At 69.4% G+C, this 21,457-nt stretch carries 19 protein-coding genes; 3 read left to right on the top strand and 16 right to left on the bottom strand.

What is annotated here, in order from left to right; all coding sequences use genetic code 11:
* Nucleotides 1-92 precede the first annotated feature (92 nt).
* Nucleotides 93-1,013 carry a class I SAM-dependent methyltransferase gene (locus tag AC3WJT_RS02510; RefSeq protein ID WP_492341489.1) on the top strand — a complete coding sequence of 307 codons (921 nt, stop codon included), beginning with the start codon at nucleotides 93-95 and terminating at the stop codon, nucleotides 1,011-1,013.
* Nucleotides 1,010-1,744: a pseudouridine synthase gene (locus AC3WJT_RS02505; protein ID WP_492341488.1), complete on the top strand. Its 735-nt coding sequence runs from the start codon at nucleotides 1,010-1,012 to the stop codon at nucleotides 1,742-1,744. Before AC3WJT_RS02510 ends, AC3WJT_RS02505 begins: the two co-directional genes overlap by 4 nt.
* A 23-nt stretch (nucleotides 1,745-1,767) precedes the next feature.
* Here AC3WJT_RS02505 and AC3WJT_RS02500 read toward each other — a convergent pair whose 3' ends face one another.
* The 9 genes from AC3WJT_RS02500 to AC3WJT_RS02460 all read right to left on the bottom strand — a co-directional run bounded on the left by AC3WJT_RS02500 (nucleotide 1,768) and on the right by AC3WJT_RS02460 (nucleotide 12,113).
* Nucleotides 1,768-2,454: a helix-turn-helix transcriptional regulator gene (locus AC3WJT_RS02500; protein WP_492341487.1), complete on the bottom strand. Its 687-nt coding sequence runs from the start codon at nucleotides 2,452-2,454 to the stop codon at nucleotides 1,768-1,770.
* Between the two features lie 137 nt (nucleotides 2,455-2,591).
* Nucleotides 2,592-3,110 (bottom strand): methylated-DNA--[protein]-cysteine S-methyltransferase, encoded by a 519-nt coding sequence (locus tag AC3WJT_RS02495; protein ID WP_492341486.1) that lies wholly within the window; start codon nucleotides 3,108-3,110, stop codon nucleotides 2,592-2,594.
* Nucleotides 3,091-4,578: an AlkA N-terminal domain-containing protein gene (locus tag AC3WJT_RS02490; RefSeq protein WP_492341485.1), complete on the bottom strand. Its 1,488-nt coding sequence runs from the start codon at nucleotides 4,576-4,578 to the stop codon at nucleotides 3,091-3,093. Before AC3WJT_RS02490 ends, AC3WJT_RS02495 begins: the two co-directional genes overlap by 20 nt.
* A gap of 321 nt (nucleotides 4,579-4,899) precedes the next feature.
* The gene (locus AC3WJT_RS02485; protein ID WP_492341484.1) at nucleotides 4,900-5,700 is read right to left on the bottom strand and encodes a DUF72 domain-containing protein; all 801 of its coding nucleotides are present in this window, start codon (nucleotides 5,698-5,700) and stop codon (nucleotides 4,900-4,902) included.
* Nucleotides 5,701-5,828: 128 nt separating this feature from the next.
* Complete coding sequence (locus AC3WJT_RS02480; protein ID WP_492341483.1) at nucleotides 5,829-7,217, bottom strand: L-serine ammonia-lyase; 1,389 nt, start codon at nucleotides 7,215-7,217, stop codon at nucleotides 5,829-5,831.
* A 161-nt stretch (nucleotides 7,218-7,378) separates the two neighbouring features.
* Nucleotides 7,379-9,055, bottom strand: a complete 1,677-nt coding sequence (locus AC3WJT_RS02475; protein ID WP_492341482.1) for a M28 family metallopeptidase — start codon at nucleotides 9,053-9,055, stop codon at nucleotides 7,379-7,381.
* Nucleotides 9,056-9,131: 76 nt separating this feature from the next.
* Entirely contained in the window at nucleotides 9,132-9,863 is a 732-nt protein-coding gene (locus tag AC3WJT_RS02470; protein ID WP_492341481.1) for an SDR family NAD(P)-dependent oxidoreductase, read from the bottom strand.
* A gap of 61 nt (nucleotides 9,864-9,924) precedes the next feature.
* Nucleotides 9,925-11,133: an alanine racemase gene (locus AC3WJT_RS02465; protein ID WP_492341480.1), complete on the bottom strand. Its 1,209-nt coding sequence runs from the start codon at nucleotides 11,131-11,133 to the stop codon at nucleotides 9,925-9,927.
* On the bottom strand, nucleotides 11,133-12,113 hold the full coding sequence (locus AC3WJT_RS02460; RefSeq protein ID WP_492341479.1) for a threonine ammonia-lyase: 981 nt from the start codon (nucleotides 12,111-12,113) through the stop codon (nucleotides 11,133-11,135). The genes AC3WJT_RS02465 and AC3WJT_RS02460 overlap by 1 nt, the downstream gene beginning before the upstream one ends.
* Before the next feature lie 65 nt (nucleotides 12,114-12,178).
* Between AC3WJT_RS02460 and AC3WJT_RS02455 the strand changes: the two genes are divergently transcribed.
* Nucleotides 12,179-13,399, top strand: a complete 1,221-nt coding sequence (locus AC3WJT_RS02455) for a M20 metallopeptidase family protein (RefSeq protein WP_492341478.1) — start codon at nucleotides 12,179-12,181, stop codon at nucleotides 13,397-13,399.
* Between the two features lie 7 nt (nucleotides 13,400-13,406).
* On the opposite strand, the gene AC3WJT_RS02450 is transcribed toward AC3WJT_RS02455, so the two are convergent.
* From AC3WJT_RS02450 to cpaB, 7 genes are read right to left on the bottom strand one after another with little or no spacing between them, the layout of a single operon-like run.
* Nucleotides 13,407-14,387 (bottom strand): type II secretion system F family protein, encoded by a 981-nt coding sequence (locus tag AC3WJT_RS02450; protein ID WP_492341477.1) that lies wholly within the window; start codon nucleotides 14,385-14,387, stop codon nucleotides 13,407-13,409.
* Nucleotides 14,388-14,397: 10 nt separating this feature from the next.
* Nucleotides 14,398-15,378, bottom strand: a complete 981-nt coding sequence (locus tag AC3WJT_RS02445; protein ID WP_492341476.1) for a type II secretion system F family protein — start codon at nucleotides 15,376-15,378, stop codon at nucleotides 14,398-14,400.
* Nucleotides 15,379-15,384: 6 nt separating this feature from the next.
* Nucleotides 15,385-16,914, bottom strand: a complete 1,530-nt coding sequence (locus AC3WJT_RS02440) for a TadA family conjugal transfer-associated ATPase (protein WP_492341475.1) — start codon at nucleotides 16,912-16,914, stop codon at nucleotides 15,385-15,387.
* A gap of 6 nt (nucleotides 16,915-16,920) precedes the next feature.
* Entirely contained in the window at nucleotides 16,921-18,396 is a 1,476-nt protein-coding gene (locus AC3WJT_RS02435) for a CpaE/TadZ family protein (protein WP_492341474.1), read from the bottom strand.
* 3 nt (nucleotides 18,397-18,399) lie between these two features.
* Nucleotides 18,400-19,083: a CpaD family pilus assembly protein gene (locus AC3WJT_RS02430; protein WP_492341473.1), complete on the bottom strand. Its 684-nt coding sequence runs from the start codon at nucleotides 19,081-19,083 to the stop codon at nucleotides 18,400-18,402.
* 5 nt (nucleotides 19,084-19,088) lie between these two features.
* On the bottom strand, nucleotides 19,089-20,570 hold the full coding sequence (locus AC3WJT_RS02425; protein ID WP_492341472.1) for a type II and III secretion system protein family protein: 1,482 nt from the start codon (nucleotides 20,568-20,570) through the stop codon (nucleotides 19,089-19,091).
* The gene (gene cpaB / locus AC3WJT_RS02420; RefSeq protein WP_492341471.1) at nucleotides 20,567-21,454 is read right to left on the bottom strand and encodes a Flp pilus assembly protein CpaB; all 888 of its coding nucleotides are present in this window, start codon (nucleotides 21,452-21,454) and stop codon (nucleotides 20,567-20,569) included. Before cpaB ends, AC3WJT_RS02425 begins: the two co-directional genes overlap by 4 nt.
* Between the last annotated feature and the right edge of the window lie 3 nt (nucleotides 21,455-21,457).

The following is a 21,457-nucleotide window of genomic DNA, read 5'->3' as shown; positions in this document are numbered from 1 at the left end:
CGGCGAAGGATCGGGTGTCGACACCGCGCCCTTCCACCATCTGTTCAGCCCGTCCGGGATGACAGTCGGGGGAAAGCCGCTATAGGGACCGCGTGACTGATCAATCTCCCCTTTTCGGCGTCTATGGCGCCCCGCCGCGCGAGGTGGCCGAGGCGGCCGCCGGCGCGATCCAGTTTTCGCCGCTCGTCCCTGGCAGTGCGCGACTCGAGGACCTGACCGAGGGCGCGCTCGCGGGCGTCACCCTGCTGGCGCCGCCGGGCACGGTGGAGCGCCGCTACGCCATGGCGCAAAGCCTGCGCGCCCTGTCGCCCGAGGGCCTGCTGACCATCGCCGCGCTGAAGGACAAGGGCGGCTCGCGGCTGCGCAAGGAGCTGGAAGCCTTCGGCTGTTCGGTCAACGAGGAGTCGCGGCGGCACCACCGGATCTGCACCGTCCGCCGCCCCGCAACGCCCGTGGGGCTGGACGAGGCCATCGCCGACGGCGCGCCGCGCTTCCACGACGGACTCAACGCCTGGACCCAGCCCGGCGTGTTCAGCTGGGACCGGGTCGACCCGGGCAGCGCGCTGCTCGTCAAAACCCTGACGCCGCTGGCCGGCAAGGGCGCGGATTTCGGCGCGGGCATCGGCTTCCTGTCGAAAGCCGCCCTCGCCTGCCCCAAGGTCGAAAGCCTGTTGCTGATCGACAGCGACCGGCGGGCGATCGACGCGGCCAGACGCAACATCGACGACCCGCGCGCGACCTTCGCCTGGGCCGACGTGCGCGCCGCCGGGATCGAGCCGGGCAGCCTCGACTTCGCGATCATGAACCCGCCGTTCCACGACGGCGGGGCCGAGGACAAGCAGCTGGGCCAGACCTTCATCCGCCAGGCCGCCAACGCCCTGCGGCGCAGCGGGACCCTGTGGATCGTCGCCAACCGCCACCTGCCCTACGAGAAGGTCCTGGCCGAGGTGTTCAAGGTCTCGCCATCGCGGGCCGACATCGCCGGCTACAAGGTGTTCGAGGCCCGCAAGTGAGCAGGGCGCCGACCCTGCGTCTGGACCGGCTGCTGGCCAACCTCGGCTACGGCTCGCGGCGCGAGATGCAGGCGCTGGCGAAGAACGGCCGGATCACCTTCGACGGCGCGCCGATGACGGACGCGGACAAGCACGTGCCGCTGACCCGCGACCTGCCCGATCACCTGCACCTCGACGGCAAGCCGATCGATCCGCCGCCGGGCATCGCCCTGATGCTGCACAAGCCACTGGGGACCACCTGTTCCCACAAGGAGGCGGGGCCGCTGGTCTATGACCTGCTGCCGACCCGCTGGCGCATGCGCGATCCCGCCATCTCGACCATCGGACGTCTCGACAAGGACACCAGCGGCCTGCTGCTGCTGACCGACGACGGCGCGCTGCTGCACCGGGTGATCTCGCCGAAGAACCATGTCGCCAAGCGATACCGCGTGACGCTGGACCGCCCGCTGCGCGGCGATGAGGCTGAGACCTTCGGGGCCGGCGGACTGATGCTCGAGAGCGAGACAAAGCCGCTTCTTCCGGCGGTGATGGAGACCCTGTCGCCGACCGAGGCGCTGCTGACGCTGACCGAGGGCCGCTACCACCAGGTCCGGCGGATGTTCGCCGCCATGGGCAACCACGTGACCGCCCTGCACCGGGAAAGCATGGGCGGGCTCGACCTCCCCGCGGACCTGGAGCCCGGCACCTTCCGCCTGATGACCGACGCGGACCTGGCGGCCATCTTCGCCTGAGGGAACCTTCGCCGGGACGGCCGTCAGCGCGGTTTCGCCAGCGTCTTGCGCCACTTGGCCCGCAGGATCGTCGGGCGTTCCGGGTAGCGTTCGTCCAGGAAGGCCGCGTCGATGACGCGGTCGGTGCGGAAGCTGCGGAAGTCCTGCCGCAATTCGCACCAGGCGATCAGCAGCCGCACCGCGTCCATATAGCCGACGGCGACGGGCCAGATCGTGCGGCGCGTCTCCCGCTCCTGCTCGTCGCGATAGTGCAGTTCCAGCTTCAGGCCCGCATGGATCGAGGCGCGCACCCTGGCCATGTCGAGGCCGTCGGGTCGATGCCAGTTGCTCGGCGTCGAGCGGGTGCTGGGATCGAGGATCAGCGGCCGCAGCCGCTCGGGCACAGTCGCGCTGATCTTCGCCACCAGATCCAGCGCCGCCCGGGCGAGCGCCGGATCGCCCCGGCTGGCGACCCACTGGGCGCCCAGCACCGCCGCCTCGATCTCGTCGGCCGTCAGCATCAGCGGCGGCAGGTCGAAGCCGCCCTCCAGCACATAGCCGACGCCGGCCTCGCCGCGGATCGGCACCCGCTGGCTCATCAGGTCGGCGATGTCGCGATAGATGGTCCGCTTGGAGGTCTCCAGCTCCTCGGCCATCACGTCGGCCGTCACAGGCCCGCGCCCGCGGCGCAGGATCTGGATGATCTGGAACAGGCGGTCGGCGCGTCTCATGGCGGGGTTCTAACGAGGACCTGCTGACAGCATGATGGCAGCAGGCTGGCGGGAGCAAGGGGGACATGTACCGAAGGTACGTGTCCCCTAAACCTGAGCTGCTCGATTGGGGGACACGTACCTTCGGTACATGTCCCCTATCCCGCCCCCTCATGCGCCAGCAGCCAGCGTTTACGCTCGATCCCGCCGCCGAAGCCGGTCAGGGACCCGTCGGCGCCGATCACCCGGTGGCAGGGGATGACGATGCCGATGGGGTTGGCGCCGTTGGCCAGGCCCACCGCGCGAACCGCGGTCGGGCGGCCGATGCGCACGGCCTGCTGACGGTAGGTGCGGGTCTCGCCCGCCGGGATTTCTGTCAGCGCCCGCCAGACCTGGCGCTGAAAGTCCGTGCCGGCGACGCGGTACGGGATCTCCGCCAACGCCGTCATTTCGCCGTCGAAATAGCGGCCGAGCGCAATCGCGATGGCCTTCGGCGTTTCGCCCTCGATCACCGGAACCCCGGCGTAGTGGATCTTCATCAGCCGCCGGGTGCGCGGGCTGTCGTTGTCGAAGTCGAGCACGCGGATGACCTCGTCCGGATCGACGACGATCTGCAGCGTCGCGACCGGCGTCTCCAGCCAGCTTCGGATGAGGCGTTCAGGCCGCGCGCTTGGCATCGGCGATCGCCTTCAGCACCACGGTGTCGGACGCCCAAAGATGCAGGGCCGCATAGGCGCGCCACGGTCGCCACTGTTCGGCCCGTGACAGCAGCTCGGCCGGCGAGGGGCGAACGCCGTCGACCTCCAGCGCCCGCATCAGCCCGATGTCGGCCGCAGGGAAGGCGTCCGGCTCGCGCAGCTGGCGCATGGCGATGTACTGGGCCGTCCATTCGCCGATGCCGGGCAGGGCGCGCAGCCTGACCACCGCCTCCTCGAGGCTGGCCTGCGGTCCGAACAGGGCGGGGTCGGCATGCACCGCCGCCGCGATCGAGCCGATGGCCCGCGCCCGGGCGCCGGGCATCAGGCCGAGGCCCGCGATGTCCTCGCCCGCCATGCGCGCGGGGCGCGGGAAGGTCAGGGTCAGGCCCGGCCGGGCCCAGCCCTCGGCCAGGGGCTCGCCGTACTCGGCAGCCAGCCGTCCGGCCAGCTTCACGGCCGCGGGCACGGTGATCTGCTGGCCGAGGATCGCCCGCACGGCCAGCTCGAACCCGTCCCAGGCGCCCGGCACGCGCAGGCCGGGCCTGGCGGCGACCATGGCGGCCAGCGCCGGATCGACGCTCAGATGCTCGCCGATCTGCAGCGGGTCCGCCGACAGGTCGAACACGCGCCGGACCCGCGCGAGGATCGTCGGCAGGGCGGTCAGTTTCGGAAAGCGGACCTCGACCGAAAGCCGGTTGCCACTGGCGTGAGTGACCGACAGCGTCCCCGCGTCCTCGCCGACCGTGATCGTGCGGCTGTAGGTGTCGCCGACCACCGTCTCAACGCCCGGGATGGCCCGCAGCCTCAGGAAATCGAGCAGGCCGTCCCAGTCGTAGGGCGGCTTGTAGCGCAGGTGCAGCCGGATCGATTCGCCGGCCGGCTCCCGCACGCCCCGGCGGCGCAGGGCCAGCGGCGGGCGGTTGTAGAGCCGCTGGAACGTCTCGTTGAACCGCCGCACGCTGCCGAAGCCCGCGGCCAGCGCCACCTCGCCCATCGGCAGGTCGGTCTCGTGGATCAACTGCTTGGCCAGCAGCACCCGGCGGGTCTGGGCGACGCCGACCGGCGAGGCGCCGAGATGCTCCTTGAACAGCCGCCGCAGCTGGCGGTCGCCGACGCCCAGCCGTCCGGCCAGGGCCTCGACATCGCCATCGTCCAGCGCCCCGCCCTCGATCAGGGTCAGCGCCCGACGCACCGTCGCCGAGGTCCCCAGCCAGGCGCCGAGATCCGGCGAGGTCTCCGGCCGGCAGCGCAGGCAGGCGCGGAAACCGGCCTCCTCGGCGGCGGCGGCGCTGCGATGGAAGGTGCAGTTCTCGCGCTTGGGCGTCCGCGCCGGACAGACCGGCCGGCAGTAGATGCCCGTGCTCGTCACCCCGATGAACAGCCGTCCGTCGAACCGGGCGTCGCGCGTTTCGATGGCGCGGTAACAGGCGTCAGGGGTGAGATCCATGCGGGGATAGTCGCGCGGCGGCGACGGCGAGTCTCGCGGTTTTCGGACTCTGTCGTCGAAGTGGTTTTGGCAGATCCGCCCTGATGTCTTGAAGGCCAGTGTTGCTCCGGCGGGCGGCCTGCTCAAGGACCGCTTCGCGGCCGCGGAGCGGCGACCCCACAGGGGTCGTCCTTGACCAGGACGACCGGCCGGAGCGCATCATTCCATCAAGGGCAAAGGGCCGGTGTCATCAGGTCAGAGGGGACATGTACCGCAGGTACGTGTCCCCTAAGCCCGCGTCTGCTCGATTGGGGGACACGTACCGAAACCGGTACATGTCCCCTATCTGTCCACCAGCCCCTGCAACGCCACCGCCCCATGCGGGGCCCGCACCTTGCCCTCGTGGATAATGAAGGCGAACACGTCACGCGGCTTGGCGACAGGAAGGAACCCCGGATCGACCTTCGGCAGGTCCTCCGGCTCGCCGCCGCCGGCCCAGGTCTTCAACCGGCCGGCCCATTGGTCCAGCATCGCCGCGTCGTAGGCGGTCTCCACATCGTCCGACCCGGTCTGCAGCCGGGCGTAGACGAAGTCGGCCGTCACGTCCGCGATCTCCGGATAGGTGGCGTGGTCGGCGTAGACATTGGCGATGTTGTGCTTGCGCAGCAGGGCCGGGAACTCGGGGGTGCAGAAGCTGTCGTGCCGCACTTCGACCGCATGGCGCAGCGGCACGCCGTCGAGCGTCTTCGGCAGCAGGGACAGGAAGCCCTCGAAGTCGTCGGGGTCGAACTTCTTGGTGTTGGCGAACTGCCAGAAGATCGGCCCCAGCTTGTCGCCCAGTTCGCTGATGCCCTGGTCGAAGAATTTGCCGAGGCTCTCGCCGGCGTCCGCCAGAACCTTGCGGTTGGTGGTGAAGCGGCTGCCCTTGACGGTGAACACGAACCCGTCCGGCGTCTCGTCCCGCCACTTGCGCCAACTGTCGGGCTTGAAGCTGGAATAGTAGGTGCCGTTGATCTCGATCGAGCGCAGCTGACGGCTCATGTAGCCGAGCTCGTCCTTCTGCTTGAGCGTGTCCGGGTAGAAGACCCCGCGCCAGGGCTCGAACGTCCAGCCGCCGACGCCGACGCGGATTTGGGTGGTCATGCTCATCTCAACCTCCGCTCATCCCGGCGAAAGCCGGGACCCAGGTGTTTTGGCGTTCAGCACCGCTCTGTCAGGAAAAAGCCTGGGTCCCGGACTTCGCCGGGATGAGCGGATCCAGGAAATACTCCTCAGCACTCCACCCGGTTCACAGCCAGCCCGACCGCCAGCCCGCCCAGTGAGGTTTCCTTGTAGATCTCGTTCATGTCCTCGCCGGTGCGTTTCATCGTGGCGATGACCTTGTCGAGCGACACCGAGTGCTCGCCGTCGCCCAGCAGGGCCAGTCGGGCGGCGTCGATGGCCTTGATGGCGCCCATGGCGTTGCGCTCGATGCAGGGGATCTGGACCAGGCCGCCGATCGGGTCGCAGGTGAGACCGAGATTGTGCTCCATGCCGATCTCGGCGGCGTTCTCGATCTGGCTGTTGCTCCCGCCCAGCGCCGCGCAGAGGCCAGCGGCGGCCATCGAGCAGGCGACGCCCACCTCGCCCTGGCAGCCGACCTCCGCGCCGCTGATCGAGGCGTTCTTCTTGTAGAGGGCGCCGATCGCGCCGGCGGTCAGCAGGAAGGTGCGGCGACCCTCCGCCGTGCCCTGGTAAAACCGGTCGTAGAACCGCAGCACCGCCGGGATCAGGCCCGCCGCGCCGTTGGTCGGGGCGGTGACCACCTTGCCGCCGGCGGCGTTCTCCTCATTGACCGCCAGGGCCCAGAGGTTGACGAAATCCATCGCCGCCAGCGGGTCGCTGATCTGGCGTTCGACCTTGGCCATGATCGCCTGGTGCACCTGCTGCGCCCGGCGCTTGACGTTCAGGCCGCCCGGCAGCGTGCCGCCGATGCGCATGCCGCGATCGATACAGGCCTCCATGGCGTCGAAGATGGTGTCGAGCCCGGCGGTCACCTCGGCCTCCGACCGCTGGACGCGTTCATTGGCCATCATCGCCTCGGCGATGGTCACGCCCGCCGCCTGGGTCATCGCCAGCAGCTCGGCGCCTGACTCGTAGGGGTAGGGCACGGGCGGCCCCTCCTCGTCGCCGGTGTTGCGCAGGATCTCGTCCTCGTCGCGCACGAAGCCGCCGCCGATGGAGAAGTATGACCGCTGCAGCACCACCGTCTCGCCCGCAAAAGCGGTCAGGGTCAGGGCGTTGGGATGCTGCGGCAGCCGCTCACGGCCGGCCCAGACGATGTCGCGCGCCTCGTCGAAGGCAATGCCCGGGCCGTCGCCGCCCAGCGTCATCCACTGCTCCGCGCGCAGGCTGGCCAGGGCCGCCTCGCCGGCGTCGGGATCGAGCGTCGCGGGGACGAACCCCATCAGACCGAGCATCACTGCCGTGTCCGTCGCGTGCCCCCGGCCGGTGAGGGCCAGCGAGGCGTAGAGCTTGACCTCGACCCGGCTGATCGCCGCCGGCAGGCTGGCCGCCCGCAGCAGGCCGACGAACCGCACGGCGGCTGTCATCGGGCCCATGGTGTGCGAGCTCGACGGCCCGATACCGGGCTTGAACAGGTCGAAGACGCTGACGGTCATTCTGCCTCCGGGTCGTGCCGGCGAACCTGTACGGTTCCCCCTCCCCGTCTTCCCGGCGATGGCCGGGATCCAGAGTCAGCGGCGGTGTCGGGTCGGTCCCCGCAACGCGCCGCCCTTTGATCCGGGCCCCGGCCTTCGCCGGGGAGACGGAAACCTGGGAACTACTGGCGCGCGGTCGCCGTGGCGTCGCGGGCCGCCTTGAACTCCGAGCCCGCGCCCCAGACCGGCCAGCGGTTCGACGTCGCCAGGTCGCGACCTAGGTCGTAGAGCATGGTGATGTCGGCGGCGATGCCGTCCATCGACCAGCTGTCGGACCATTCATCGGCCGGCTGGTGATACATGCTGGTGCGGTAGCTCTGGTCAAAGGCCTGGCCGGCCGCGAGACCGCCAGTGACCATGTCCTGGCCCGACCCGAACGAGATCGCCGGCACGCCGCGCTTGGCGAACGGGAAGTGATCGGAGCGGAAGAAGTAGCCCGCTTCCGGCGAGGGATCAGGCGTGTAGGTGCGGTTCCGTTTGGCGCCCTCGGCGATCAGCATGTCGAGCAGCTCGAGTTTGGCGTTGCCGGAGATGGTGAAGTCGCGCGCCGGGCCGGTGGGGTCCAGGGCGTCGGTGTTCAGCACGCCGACGGTGGTGGCCAGCGGATAGAGCGGGTTGGCGGCGTAGTATTCCGAGCCCAGCAGGCCGCGCTCCTCGGCGGTCACCCACAGGAAGACGATCGAGCGGTCGGTGCGCGGGGCGGCCTTGTAGAGGCGGGCCATCTCCAGCAGCGCGGCTGTGCCCGTCGCGTTGTCCACGGCGCCATTGTAGATCGTGTCGCCCTTCGCGTCGGGACGGCCGACGCCCAGGTGATCCCAGTGGGCGGTGTAGAAGATCGTCTCGTTCGGCCGCTTGGCGCCCGGCAGGATGGCGACCACGTTCTTCGAAATGATCACCTCGTGCTTGACCTTGTAGTCGCCCGAGAGGGTCACGCCCTTCAGCTCGACCGGCTTGAACGCGCGGGTCTGGGCCTCGCGCTTGAGGGTCTCGTAGTCATAGCCCGCGGCGGCCAGCCAGGCGGCGGCCGTATCACGCTGGACCCAGCCCTCGACAGGGGCGTGCGCCTTGGTCGGGTCCGTGCGGACGATGTCGAACATCTCGTTGGTGTTGGAGTTCTTGACCGTCGCCCAGCCGTAGGAGGCGGGGCCTGTCTCGTGCACCACGATGAAGCCCAGCGCGCCCTGGCGGGCGGCTTCCTCGAACTTGTAGGTCCAGCGACCGTAGTAGGTCATCGCCTTGCCGCCGAAGTCGCCCCCCGCCTTGCCGGCCACGCCGGCCTCGTAGTCGGCGTCATTGATCATCACCAGGACGATCTTGCCCTTCAGGTCCATACCCTTGAAATCGTCCCAGTCACGCTCGGGCGCCTTGATGCCGTAGCCGGCGAAGACGATCGGCGCGCCCGAGAAGGTGACGCTGTCGACGTTGGTCTGGGCGGCGCGGATGGCGATCTCCTCGCCCTGTGTCAGGGCGGTGGTCTTGCCGTTGATGGTCACGCCGAGGCTCGGCGTTCCGACGATCTGGAAGCGGGCCAGCGGCACGTCCTGGGTCCAGGCGCGCTTGCCGTCCTTCAGGTCGCCGCCGGGCTCGAGACCGATCTTCTGCAGCTGCGCAACCAGGAAGGCGACCGTCTTCTCCTCGCCCGCCGTGGCCGGCGCGCGGCCCTCGAAGGCGTCGGAGGACAGCGTCTTGATGTTGCCGGCGAGGGCGGCGGTGTCGACGACCGGGGCCGGAGCTGGGGCCGCGGCGACCGCGATCAGGGGAACGGCGCAGAGGGCTGCGGCGATCAGAAGCTTTTTCATGGAACAGCGCTCTTGATGGCGAGGATTTTGCGGCCTGGACCCTATCGTCCGAAATCGTTCACCGCAAAGCGCAAGTTCAGAGGGTCAGGCCGCCGTCGACGATGATCGTCTGTCCGGTGATGTATCCGGCCAGCGGCGAGGCGAGGAACAGCGCCGCGCCGGCCATGTCGGCCGGGGTGCCCAGTCGATGCATCGGGATGCCGCGCAAGGCTCCGGCCAGACGGTCGGGATGCTCGGTGGTGACCTTGGTCAGCTTGGTGTCGACGAGCCCGGGCGCCACGCCGTTGACGCGCACGCCGTCTGTCGCCCAGGCCTGTCCGAGCGTGCGGGTCAGGGCCACGACCCCGGCCTTGGAGGCGTTGTAGGCCGGGTTGCCGCGCGTGGCGTGATAGGCCGAGGTCGAGCTGATGGTGATGATGTTGCCGCCCGACGCCTTGAGGTCGGGCAGGAAGCGCATCGCGCAGGCCATCATGCTGTCGAGGTTGACCGAGACCACCTTGCGGAAGCCGTCCATTTCGAACTCGCCCTTGCGATAGAGCACCGTGCCCTGGGCGAGGATCAGCACATCGAGGCCGTCGAACGGCGAGGCGGCGGCGGTCACCGCGTCGGAATCGGAGGCGTCGACGCGGGCGAAGGTCAGGCCCGACAGGTCCGAGCCGTCCTCGACCCGATAATCGGACGCCTCACGCGTGCCCCAGACAGCGACCTGCGCGCCGCGCTCGCGGAAGGCGTGGGCGATGCCGTTGCCGATGCCGCTCGTGCCGCCGACGACCAGCACCCGCTTGCCGGTGAAATCCATGTCGTTCATCGCGTCGCTCCCTGTTTCCGGCAGTCTGCGCGGATGACGCGGGGACAGGGCAAGTCCCCGATCAAGCCTCGGTCTCTCCCGCGCGGGAGCGGACACCCGCCCGGCTGGACCGGCGGGCGTCGATCGCCCAGCGCTCGATGTCGCCATTGTCGGAGACTACGTGCAGGGCGTCATAGAGGTTGATGGTCGGGTCGCAGTGGCCGGGCTGGAGCCAGACGAGGGCTCCGAGGGCCGGGGCGTCCGCGGGCCAGGGCGCGGCGGGGTCGGCGTCGAGGGCGTCGACCGCATTGACGAAGTCGCCGCTCTTCAGCGCCGGCAGGCCCGATGGGTGGATGATCATGCCGTGCTCGTCGCCCATCGGCCGCCAGAGCGATCCGTCGGCGGCCCCCGCCGCCAGGCGGGCGGGCGGGCCGTCGCTGGAGAAGGCCTTGAAGCCGGCGTCGACAGTGACGTGGCTCTTGTGGTTGGCCGAGACGACGCTGGCGACGACGAACAGCGCCTGCTGAAACGGCCAGCCGCCCTCGGGGCCGCCGCAGACTTCGTACTCGACATCCATGACCGCGTATGAGCCGGCCTGGATCTCGGTGAAGACGCCGGAATCGAGGTCCCAGGCGTGCGTGCCCGTGCCGCCGCCGGTGACGACGCCAGGCGCCAGGTTCGCCGCGCGCAGCGCCTCGACCACCTTGGCGAGGTCGGCCGTCACGGCATCGTCCGCCGCCCGTCGCTTGGCGACGTCGTCGAGATGCTGCAGGTGGCCGGCGTAGGCCTGGACGCCGGCGTAGTAGAGGCCCTCCGTCGCCGCAGCGAGGCCGGCCAGGGCGACGATCCTCGAGGGATGGGCGCCGGTGCGGTGGGTGCCGGGATCGATGTCGATGACGCAGTCCAGCGTGACGCCCGCCGCGCGGGCCGCGGCGCCCAGCCTCTCGATCTGGCTCTCGTGATCGACGGTCGCGCCGATCCGGGCGCCGGACTTCGCCAGGGCGGCCAGACGCTCTGCGCCCCAGGGCGCGTGGGGCGCGGTGACCAGCACATCGCGGATGCCGCCGGCGACGAAGGCCTCGGCCTCGCCGACCGTCTGTGCGCAGAGGCCGACCGCGCCGCCCGCGACCTGCAACCGGCCGAGCGTCGAGCACTTGTGCGTCTTGCCGTGCGCGCGAAGCCGCACGCCGGCCTTGTCGCAGCGGCTCTGCATGGTCGCCAGATTGTGATCGAGCGCCGAGCGCAGGACGACCAGCAGCGGGGTCTGGGGCGGGACGAAACCAGGGATCATCAGAGCTCTCCCGCGAGGATACGGCTGAACAGGGCCGGGTCGATGTTCCCGCCCGACAGGACAATGCCGACCGTCTGGCCGGACACGTCCAGCTCCCCGGCCAGCAGGGCGGCCAGGCCGACGATTCCGCCGGGCTCGACCACCAGCTTGAGCGTCGCATAGGCGAAGCGGATCGCCTCGGCGACCTGGGCGTCGGTGACCGTCAGGACGCCGTCCAGCGTGCGCTGGTTGATCGGGAAAGTGATCGCGCCCGGAGACGGCGACTGCAGCGCGTCGCAGATCGAGCGCGCGGCCGGATCGATGGACTCACGCGCGCCACTCGCCATCGAGCGCGCCGTATCGTCGAACGCCGAAGGCTCGACACCATAGACCTGGACGCCAGGCAGGAGGTGCTTCACCGCCGTCGAAACGCCGGCCGCCAGACCGCCGCCGCCGACAGGGGTCAGGACCACGTCGAGCGCCGCGCCGGCTTCGCCCGCCTGGGCGACGAGCTCAAGCCCCACCGTGCCTTGTCCGGCGACGATGTCTTCGTCGTCGAAAGGCCAGACGATGGTCATGCCGCGATCACGCGAGATGTCGCGGGTGATGACGTCGCGATCCTCGGTGTAGCGGTCGTAGTGGATCACCTCGGCGCCGTAGGCCCGGGTGTTGGCCACCTTCATCGCCGGCGCATCGGCCGGCATGACGATGACCGCCGGGGCGCCGAGCATCCGCGCCACGAGGGCCACGCCCTGGGCATGGTTGCCGGACGAACAGGCGACGACGCCTCGGGCCCGTTCAGCGTCGGACAGCTGGGAAATCTTGTTCATTGCGCCGCGGAACTTGAACGCCCCGGCATGCTGCAGCGTCTCCGGCTTCAGCAGGACGCGGGCGCCGAGGCGCGCGTTCAGCGCCGGGCTTTCGACCAGCGGGGTCCTGACCGCGTGGCCCGCGATCCGGGCGGCGGCGGCTTCGATGTCGGCGAAAGTCACGGTGCTCATGCGCCTCTCCTAGACCGATGCGACAAAAAGGGCGACGTTGCGATCATCACATCCGGAGTCCGTTTATGAACGCCCTGACCATCGATCGCGAAGGCTGGACCGCCGCCGGCGACGACTTGCTTCACGACGCCATCGAACTGCGCCGCGCGATCCACATGGAGCCGGAGCTGGGGCTGCATCTGCCGAAGACCACGGAGAAGGTGCTCAAGGCGCTGGAAGGCCTGCCGCTGGAGATCCGTCAGGGACCGTCGACCACCGGGGTGCTGGCGATCCTGCGTGGGTCGGCCAACGGGCGGACGGTGCTGTTGCGCGGCGACATGGACGCCCTGCCGCTGACCGAGGACACCGGCCTGGAGTTCACGTCGCGCACCGAGGGGGCGATGCACGCCTGCGGACACGACACGCACGTAGCCATGCTGGCGGGAGCGGCGAAGGCCCTCTGCGCGAAGCGGGACCAGCTGGCCGGGACGGTGATGTTCATGTTCCAGCCGGGCGAGGAAGGCTATCACGGCGCGCGCTTCATGCTCGACGACGGCCTGATCGAGCCCCTGCCCGACGCGGCCTTCGCGCTGCATATCTCGCCCAACATGCCGACGGGGGTGTTCGCCGGCCGGCATGGTCCGCTGCTGGCCTCGTCCGACAGCATCCGTATCAAGGTCATCGGCGCGGGCGGCCACGCCTCGATGCCCCAGGACGCCATCGACCCGATCCCCGTCGCCTGCGAGATCGTCACGGCGATGCAGACGATGATCACCCGGACCATCTCGGTGTTCGACCCGGCGGTGATCACCATCGCCCATATCGAGGGCGGCACGACCTACAACATCATTCCCGAGTTCGCCCGCATGCGCGGCACGTTGCGGACCCTGTCGGAGCACACCCGCGAGGCGGCCCACGAAGGCATCCGCAAGGTCGCCGAGGGGATCGCCGCGGCCCACGGCTGCCAGGTCGAGGTGGAGATCGAGCGCGGCTTCCCGGTCACCGTCTGCTCCGGCCGCGAGGTCGATCTGGCTGAACGGGTTGCGAAGGACCTGTACGGCGACAGCGCCTGGATGACGATGAAGACGCCGATGATGGGGGCGGAGGACTTCGCCTATGTCCTGCAGAAGGTCCCCGGACTGATGGCCTTCCTCGGCGCGGCGCCGACGGGCGTGGGCGGCGACTACCGATCCTGCTGCGCCCTGCACTCCAACCGCATGACCCTGGATGAACAGGTGATGGCGCGCGGCATCGCCATGCACTGCGCGTACGCCGAAGCGGTGCTGTCAGGCGCGCTGGCGGATTAGACCGGCGCTACTGCTTCGCCAGGGTGTCCTGCACCGTGATGATCGCCGGGCCGAGGATCATCACGAACAGCACCGGCAGGAAGAACAGGATCATCGGCACGGTCAGCTTGGCCGGCAGGGCGGCGGCGGTCTTTTCGGCGGCTGACAGGCGCAGCTCGCGGTTTTCCTTGGACATGACCCTCAGGGCCGAGCCGAGCGGGGTTCCGTAGCGCTCTGCCTGGATCATGGCGGTGGCCACCGCCTTGATGCCCGGATGGTTGGTCCGTTTGGCCAGACCTTCGTAGGCCTGGCGCCGTTCGGGCAGGTAGCTCAGCTCGGCGCTGACGAGCGTCAGTTCCTCAGCCAGCTCGATCGAGGAGCCACCGACTTCCTGGCTGACCTTCTGGATCGCCGCCTCGATCGACATGCCGCTTTCAACGCAGATCAGCAGCAGGTCGAGAGAGTCGGGGAAGGCCGCCACGATCGACTCGCGGCGCTTCTGGGCGATGTTGCTGATGTAGACGTTCGGCGCGTAGTAGCCGACCAGCAGGGCGGCGACGCAGATCGTGAACCGGCTCATCGGCGGCAGGCCGAAGTCGTTGACCACGAAGAGGTAGAAGGCCGCCAGCAAGGCGAAGACGAACGGCATCACGAAGCGGAAGAAGTAGAAGGCGCTGATCGGCCGGGGGCCGCGGAAGCCGGCCTGGGCCATCTTCTCGGCGACCTTGGGGTCCTCCAGCAGGCGTGACAGCTGCAACCGGTCGACGACCTTGCGATAGAGGCCCTCGTCGGTCTGGCGCAGGCTGCTGCCCGCGTTGCGCTTGGCCATTTCCTCGCGGGAGCGGCGGCGCAGTTCCTCCCGGCGGTTGGCCACCGACTTGAGCCGGCCCTCGAGGCTCGACTTGTTCATCATCGGCAGGACGAGCGTCAGGATGGTGGCGAAGCACACCACTCCGACGAAGGCCGTCAGCACGTTGTCCGGGTCGGTCAGGAACTGGACGAGATCCATCGGGTCCGCCTCAGAACTTGAAGTTGATCATCTTGCGCATCACGAAGATGCCAAGACTCATCCAGAACACCGCCCCCATAAGCATCAGGTGGCCGCGCGGATCGGTGAACATCGGCGCCATGTATTTGGGCGAGGTGACCGAGATCAGGGTCACGACCCCGGGCGGCAGGCTGCCAATAATGAACGAGGAGGCGATGGCCTCTGACGACAGCGCCTTGATCTTCTCGCGCATCAGCTTGCGACCGCGCAGCACGACGGAGAGATTGTTCAGCGCCTCGGCCAGGTTGCCGCCGGTCTTCTGCTGGATCGCCAGAACGATCGCGAAGAAGCGCAGCTCGTTGGTCGGCATGCGCTCGTACATCTTCTCCAGCGCCTGATCCATTGGCGCGCCCATGCCGACGCTCTCGACCAGGCGGCGGAACTCGCCAGCGAGCGGCTCGGGGCACTCCTTGCCGATGATCTTGAGGCAGTCGTGGACCGGCAGGCCGGACTTGATGCCGCGGACGATGATGTCAATGGCGTCGGAGAAGGCCTCGGTGAACTTCTTGATCCGCGCCTTGGCGAGGAACCCGACGATCCAGCGTGGCAGGCCGAGACCCGCGGCGAAGGCCAGGCCGAGCGCGATCAACGGCGACTTGCCGAACGGCAGCACGATCGCGCCGACGATCAGGCCGAACACCGCGCTGGCGATCCAGAACTGCTTGGGTGTGAAGGCGAGGCCGGCCTGCTGCAGCTTGGCCGTGATCGACAGCAGGGCCTTCTTCTGCAGCTTGTCCTGGTCCTTGAGCGTCTTGAGGATCTGTTTGCGTCGGGCCTCGGGCGAGTTGGCGGCTGCGCGGGCCGAGCGCACGCGGGTCGCGGGACTGCCGCCGCTGACAATCGCCTGGGCGCGCTTGGTCGTGCGGGCGCTGGCGCTGTCGCCGCCGGCGAAGACGAAGCCGAGACCGGCGATGGTCACAAAGGCGAGGACGGCGACGAGAACCATCATCATGGCCGTCTACTCCGCCGCGTCGAGGGCTTCCGCCAGCTCGCGCTCAAGCCCGTAGTAGCGGGCGCGGTCCCAGAAGCGGGGACGGGCGATGCCGGTCGAGCGGAACTTGCCGAGTACGCGGCCATTCTCGTCCTCGCCGGTCATTTCGTAGACGAACAGGTCCTGGGTGACGATCACGTCGCCTTCCAGACCAACCACTTCGGTGATGTGGGTGATCCGGCGGGAGCCGTCGCGCAGACGCGCGGCCTGGATGATCACATCAACCGACCCGGTGATCATCTCGCGGATGGTCTTGGAGGGCAGGCCATAGCCGCCCATGGTGATCATCGATTCCATCCGGCTGATGGCTTCGCGCGGGCTGTTGGCGTGCAGCGTGCCCATCGAACCATCGTGGCCGGTGTTCATCGCCTGCAGCAGGTCGAACGCCTCGGGCCCGCGGACTTCGCCGACGATGATCCGCTCGGGACGCATCCGCAGGCAGTTCTTCACCAGATCGCGCATGGTGATCATGCCCTGGCCTTCGAGGTTCGGTGGCCGGGTTTCGAGGCGCACCACGTGCGGCTGCTGAAGCTGCAGTTCGGCCGCGTCCTCGCAGGTGATCACCCGCTCGGTCGGGTCGATGAAGGCGGTCATGGTGTTCAGCAGGGTCGTCTTGCCCGAACCGGTGCCGCCCGAAATGACGATGTTGCAGCGGCAGGCCCCGATGACGCCGAGAACCCGCGCGCCTTCCGGACTGATGGACTTGAAGTCCACCAGGTCCTTCATCGTCAGCTTGTCCTTCTTGAACTTCCGGATCGTCAGGGTCGGGCCGTCCAGCGCCAGCGGCGGCGCGATGACGTTGACCCGGGACCCGTCCGGCAGGCGGGCGTCGCAGATCGGCGAGCTTTCATCGACCCGGCGGCCGACCTGGCTGACGATCCGCTGGCAGATGTTCATCAGCTGCGCGTTGTCGCGGAACCGGACGTTGGTCAGCTGGACCTTGCCGCCGACTTCGATGAACACCCGGTTGGCGCCGTTGACCATCACGTCGGCGATGTCGTCGCGCGACAGCAGGGGCTCCAGCGGCCCGTAGCCCAGAACGTCGTTGATGATGTCCTGGACCAGATGCTCGGTCTCGGCGACCGACATCTGGACGTTCTTGATCGCCACCAGTTCGGCGACGATGTCCTTGATCTCTTCGGCCGCCGACTTCTGGTCCAGCTGGGCCAGCTGGCTGAGGTCGATGGTGTTGAGCAGGGCGTTGAAGATCGTCGTCTTGGTCGCGTGGTAATAGTCGCTCTGCTCACGGACGATCTGCGCGGTCGGGCTTTGCGTCGACCGCAGCTGGTCCAGGCCCTTCATCGGCTTGGCCGACGTCCGCTGCGGGCCGGGGGCGACCGTCGCGGGGTTGTGCGGTTCGGCGGCGCGGGAGCCCGCCTCCGCCTTCACCGGCGCAGCGGCGGGTTGCGGTCGCGTCGATATGGCCGCGCCGTCCGCGGCGGGCGGGGGCGCCCTCCGTTCCGGAGCCGGACTGCCTTCGGACCGTTTGCCGAACACGCTGGGCTACTTCTTTCTGAACAGGCCGCCGAGAAGCGACGATTTCCGGGCAGGCGGGGGGTCCCGGCGGGCGACCAGGCGCGCCAGTTGGTCAATGCCCTCGGCGGCCTTTGACTTCGGCGCGACCTCGCCCAGCATCTGGCCGTGGTTGGCCGCCTGGCCGAAGGCCTTGGGTTCGAACGGCAGCACGATCGAGGGCGCGATGCCGAGGGCTTCGCCGAAGTCCTTGACCGGGATCTCGGGACGGCCGGGCACGCCGACCTGGTTCAGCACGAGGCGGGGCGGCGCGTCGTTCGGCCGGGCCTGACGGACCAGGTCGATCATGTTCTTGGCGTTGCGGAGCGACGCCAGATCGGGCGAGGCGACGATGACCATGTCGTCCGACGCGATCAGCATCTTGCGCTTCCAGCTGCTCCAGGCGTGCGGCAGGTCGAGCACGACGAAGGGGGCGGCGGCGCGGATCTTCTGGGAGACCTCCTCGAAGGCGTCCGGATGGATGTCGAAGTCGTCTTCCAGGGTCGCCGGCGCGGCGAACAGGGAGAGGCGGTCGGTCACCCGCGCCATCATCCGGTCCATCAGCACGGGGTCCAGCCGGTCAGGCTGGCCGAGCGCGTCCGCGATGCCCTGCAGCGGGTCCTGGTTGAAGTTCAGACCGGCCGTGCCGAACGGCAGGTCGAAGTCGGCCAGCACCGTGCCGGCCTGCATCCTTTCGGCCAGGCACCAGGCGAGGTTGTGGGCGATCGTCGAGGCCCCGACGCCGCCGCGGGCGCCGACCACCGCGATCTGGCGACCGACGAACGGCGCGGCCGGATCGGCATAGAGGCTGGTGATCGAGCGGATCACCTGCAGCGGGCTCAGCGGCGGGACCAGGTACTCGCTGACGCCGCGCCGCATCAGCTCGCGATACAGGGCGATGTCGTTGGTCGAGCCGATCGTCATAACCTTGGTGCCCGGATCGCAGACCTCGGCCAGACGGTCCAGCAGGGCGAGCAACTCGGGCGCCGAATCAAGGCTTTCGACGATCACGAGCGAGGGCGTCGGCTGGTTCTGGTACTGCTCGACCGCCGCCTGGAGACCGCCCGGCAGCACAGTGGTCGCCGCGCGGGCCATGCGGCGATCGGCGGCGGCCTGTTCGATCAGTTCCGCCGTGTCGGGGCGGGCGCAAAACACGTGGATCGAGATGCGCGGCACGCTGACGTCGCCCAGGGCGCCGTCCCCGCCGACCAGCATCTCGGGCGCGTGACTGGAGGCCGGGCGAGCCGGCTCGGGCATCGAGGCCGGCGTCGACTGCAGGTCCAGGAAGGGGTCCTCGTCGGCGCTCTGCCGGGCCAGCGGGAAATCGGCGAACGGATCGGCCGCTTCGGCCCCACGGGCGGACGCGGACCTGGACGGCTCGCGCCAGGGATCGCCCGGCGACGCCGCGAAGTCGTCGTCAGCGTCGAAGGCCAGGTCAAAGGGATCGTGGTCGGTCGGGCCGGGCATGGGCTACTGCACCGCCGTCGAAACAGCGCCGGACGCCTGCTCGTCCTTCGCGGTGGAGGTGACTTCACCCGCTCGGTATTTGCCGAGCACCGTGGTCCGGCGGCCGGTATCGGCCGGGTCCATCGGGCGAGCCCCCCGCAGGTCGCCGGGATTGGCCACCTGGGCGGCCATGTTCGCGGTCACCGCGCAGCCAAGATTTCCGTAGGGGTTGTTGGCCGCCGTGCGGGCGACCGAACCCCATTCGCCACAGCGCGGGGCCACCGCGACATAGCGCTCGAAGCCGATCACGATCGGGGCGTTCGCGGTCCCGGCGCCGTCATAGCCAATCAGACGCACCCGCTCGGGCGCGGCGCCCTGCTCGAGGAGGAAGGCCCGCGCGTCGGCGCTGACCCTGTAGGCGCCCGAGCCCTGCGTGCCGGTCGGGGCGGCGACGGTGATCACGCCGCCCTCGGCGATCACCCAGCGGGCATGGAACTCGGCGAGGGCGCGGGCCTGGGTGCCCGACAGACCCGTGGGGTGCGGCGCGAGCCGGATTTCCTCGGGCTGGGCGACGACCTGCACGCGGCTGGACCAGGTATCGAGCGGAGTCAGGGCCAGCGAACCGGTCGCGGGCGGAGGCGTCGAGGCGCAACCGGTCAGAACCAGGGCGGCGGCGAGGGGCGTCAGACGGACAAGGGATGACATCATGGCGCTTACTCGATCACGTAACCGATGGGGCCCTGATAGGCGCGGCCCGCGTTCGCTCCCGGCGGCGCGCCGACAGCCTTGTTGAGTCTGCCGAACAGCAGGGTTTCGGCGTCGTTGGCGAACTGCAGCCCGTCCGCGGGCGTCTGGAAGGCGCCGGGGTTGGTCGGGTCGACGATGAAGGCGGTGACGATGACCACCATCTCGGTGTCGCCCTGCAGGAAGTCGCGCGAGCGGAACAGCGAGCCGATAATCGGCACCGAACCAACGCCGGGCAGGGCGTCGAGGTTCTCGCGGGTCGTCTGCTGAATCAGGCCGGCGATCATCATCGACCCGCCCGACGGCAGCTCGATCGAGGTCTCGGCGCGGCGCACGGTCAGGGCCGGAATGGTCAGGCTGGTTCCCGACGTGCCGCCGCTGAGGGTGAAGGCGCCCTGGGTGGTCAGTTCGGAGATCTCGGTGGAGATCTTCAGCGAGATGCGCCCGCCGGACAGGACGACCGGCGTAAAGGCCAGACCGACGCCGAACGGCTTGTACTCGACCGTCACCGAGCCGTTGCTGGAGTCCTGGTTCACCGGAACCGGATACTCACCGCCGGCGAGGAACTTGGCGGCTTCGCCGGACACGGCCGTCAGGTTCGGCTCCGCCAGGGTGCGGACCAGGCCGACGCGTTCGAAGGCGCGGATAGAGCCGGTCAGGATATCGGCCGGCGTGTTCGAACCGGTGTAGGAGCCGCCGACCGTGACGCCGCCGCCGAGCGTGCCGTTGATGCTGAAGTTGGCCGCCTGGCCCAGCGTGATGCTGCCTGAACCCTGCTGGAGGATCGCGTTCAGATTGACGCCCAGCTGCTTGATGACGCTGCGCTGGACCTCGACGACCCGCACGCGGAGCATCACCTGGTCCTTGCCGGCGATGCTGAGCATGTTCAGCACCTGCTCGGGCTTGGACACGTAGCGCAGGGCGATCTGGGCGGCCTTGTCGGCGTCGCCGGCGTTGGCGACCAGACCGGTCAGGATCACCGCGTCGCCGATCGGCTCGACCTGGACGCGGGCGCCGGGCAGCACCCGGTTGATGGTTTCCGCCAGCGCGCCGAAGTCGGCGTCGACGCGAATGTTCAGGGACAGGATCCGGCGACCGGAGGCGTCGAACAGGATCGCGTCGGTCTGGCCGGACGTCATCCCCAGCACATAGATCTGGCGCGGCGTGCGCAGCACGGCGTCGGCCACGGCCGGGTTGGTGATCAGGATGTCGCGCACATCGACCGGCAGCTCGATCACCGCCGACTTGCCGCGCGGCAGGGCGAGGTTGCGCGTCGCGCCGCCCGCGCCGAGGTCGACCCGCACGGTCGCCGGGCCAGTGCCCGGGCCGCCGGACAGGCTCTGCGCCTGAATCGGGAAGTCCTGGGCCGAAACGACCGGCGCCGCGGCCTGGACGAGGGCGGCGGCGAGCAGGGCGGGCGCTGCGGTGCGCAGGAGACGGGACTTGTTCATCGCGACACCGTCACTTCACTTGACTGCCCGGCCCGATAGACCCGGATCGTCCTGCCCGGCCCGCTTGGTCCGGAGCCGCCACTGCCGGCGGGGGCGCCGGCGTCGGTGTAGGCGCGCAGGGCGAGGACGAGTGTGCCGCCCTTCTTGGCTTCCGCCTGGGCGTCGGCCAGCAGCTCGGCGTCGCCGGCCGCGACCTCGAGCGTAGCGACCGCGCCGACGATGGTCTTGGCGTCCTTGGCCACTTCGGCCGACTGGTCGATAGCCAGAACCCGCAGGTTCCGCAGGACTGTCTGGGTGGTCAGCCCCTTGTCGCCGGCGTCCTGGCTCAACAGCACATCGACCCGGTCGCCAGGCATGATGAAACCGCCGGCGGCGGTGTCGACGCTGACCGGCACGGCCATGGCGCGCATACCAGGGGTCAGAACGACGGAGAGGAAGTTGCCTTCGCCGGCGCGAACGATCTTGCGGGCGATGATCGGCTCGCCCTGCAGCAGGGGTTCGCGGACGACCGCGCCGACGATCGACTGGACCGCCGCGCCGCCGAACAGGTTGCCCGCGGCTTCGGCGGCCTTCTTCGCAGCGCCGGCGGCGCCGGCCTGCTGCACCTGGGGCGCGGCGCCGTCGGTGATGTAGGCGGCGTTGAGGTTGGCGGCCGGCCAGTCCTGCCAGATCATGTCCGCCGCCGTCAGGCGTGCGCCCACGAGCAGGTCGTGCTGGGCGACCAGAACCTTGACGGTGGGCGCGGCCGTCGGCGCGGCCGGGGCGGCCGCATCGGCGGCGACGCTCTCGGGCTTCTTGGGCGCAAAGGCGCCGCGCACGACAAACGCCAGCGCGATGGCGGCGATTGCGGCGATCACCAGGATGAAGAGGCGGACGGCGCTCATGAA

The sequence above is a fragment of the Caulobacter sp. FW305-C-30-S16 genome (genome assembly GCF_058783025.1).
This window is presented reverse-complemented; position numbering and strand designations above follow the sequence as displayed.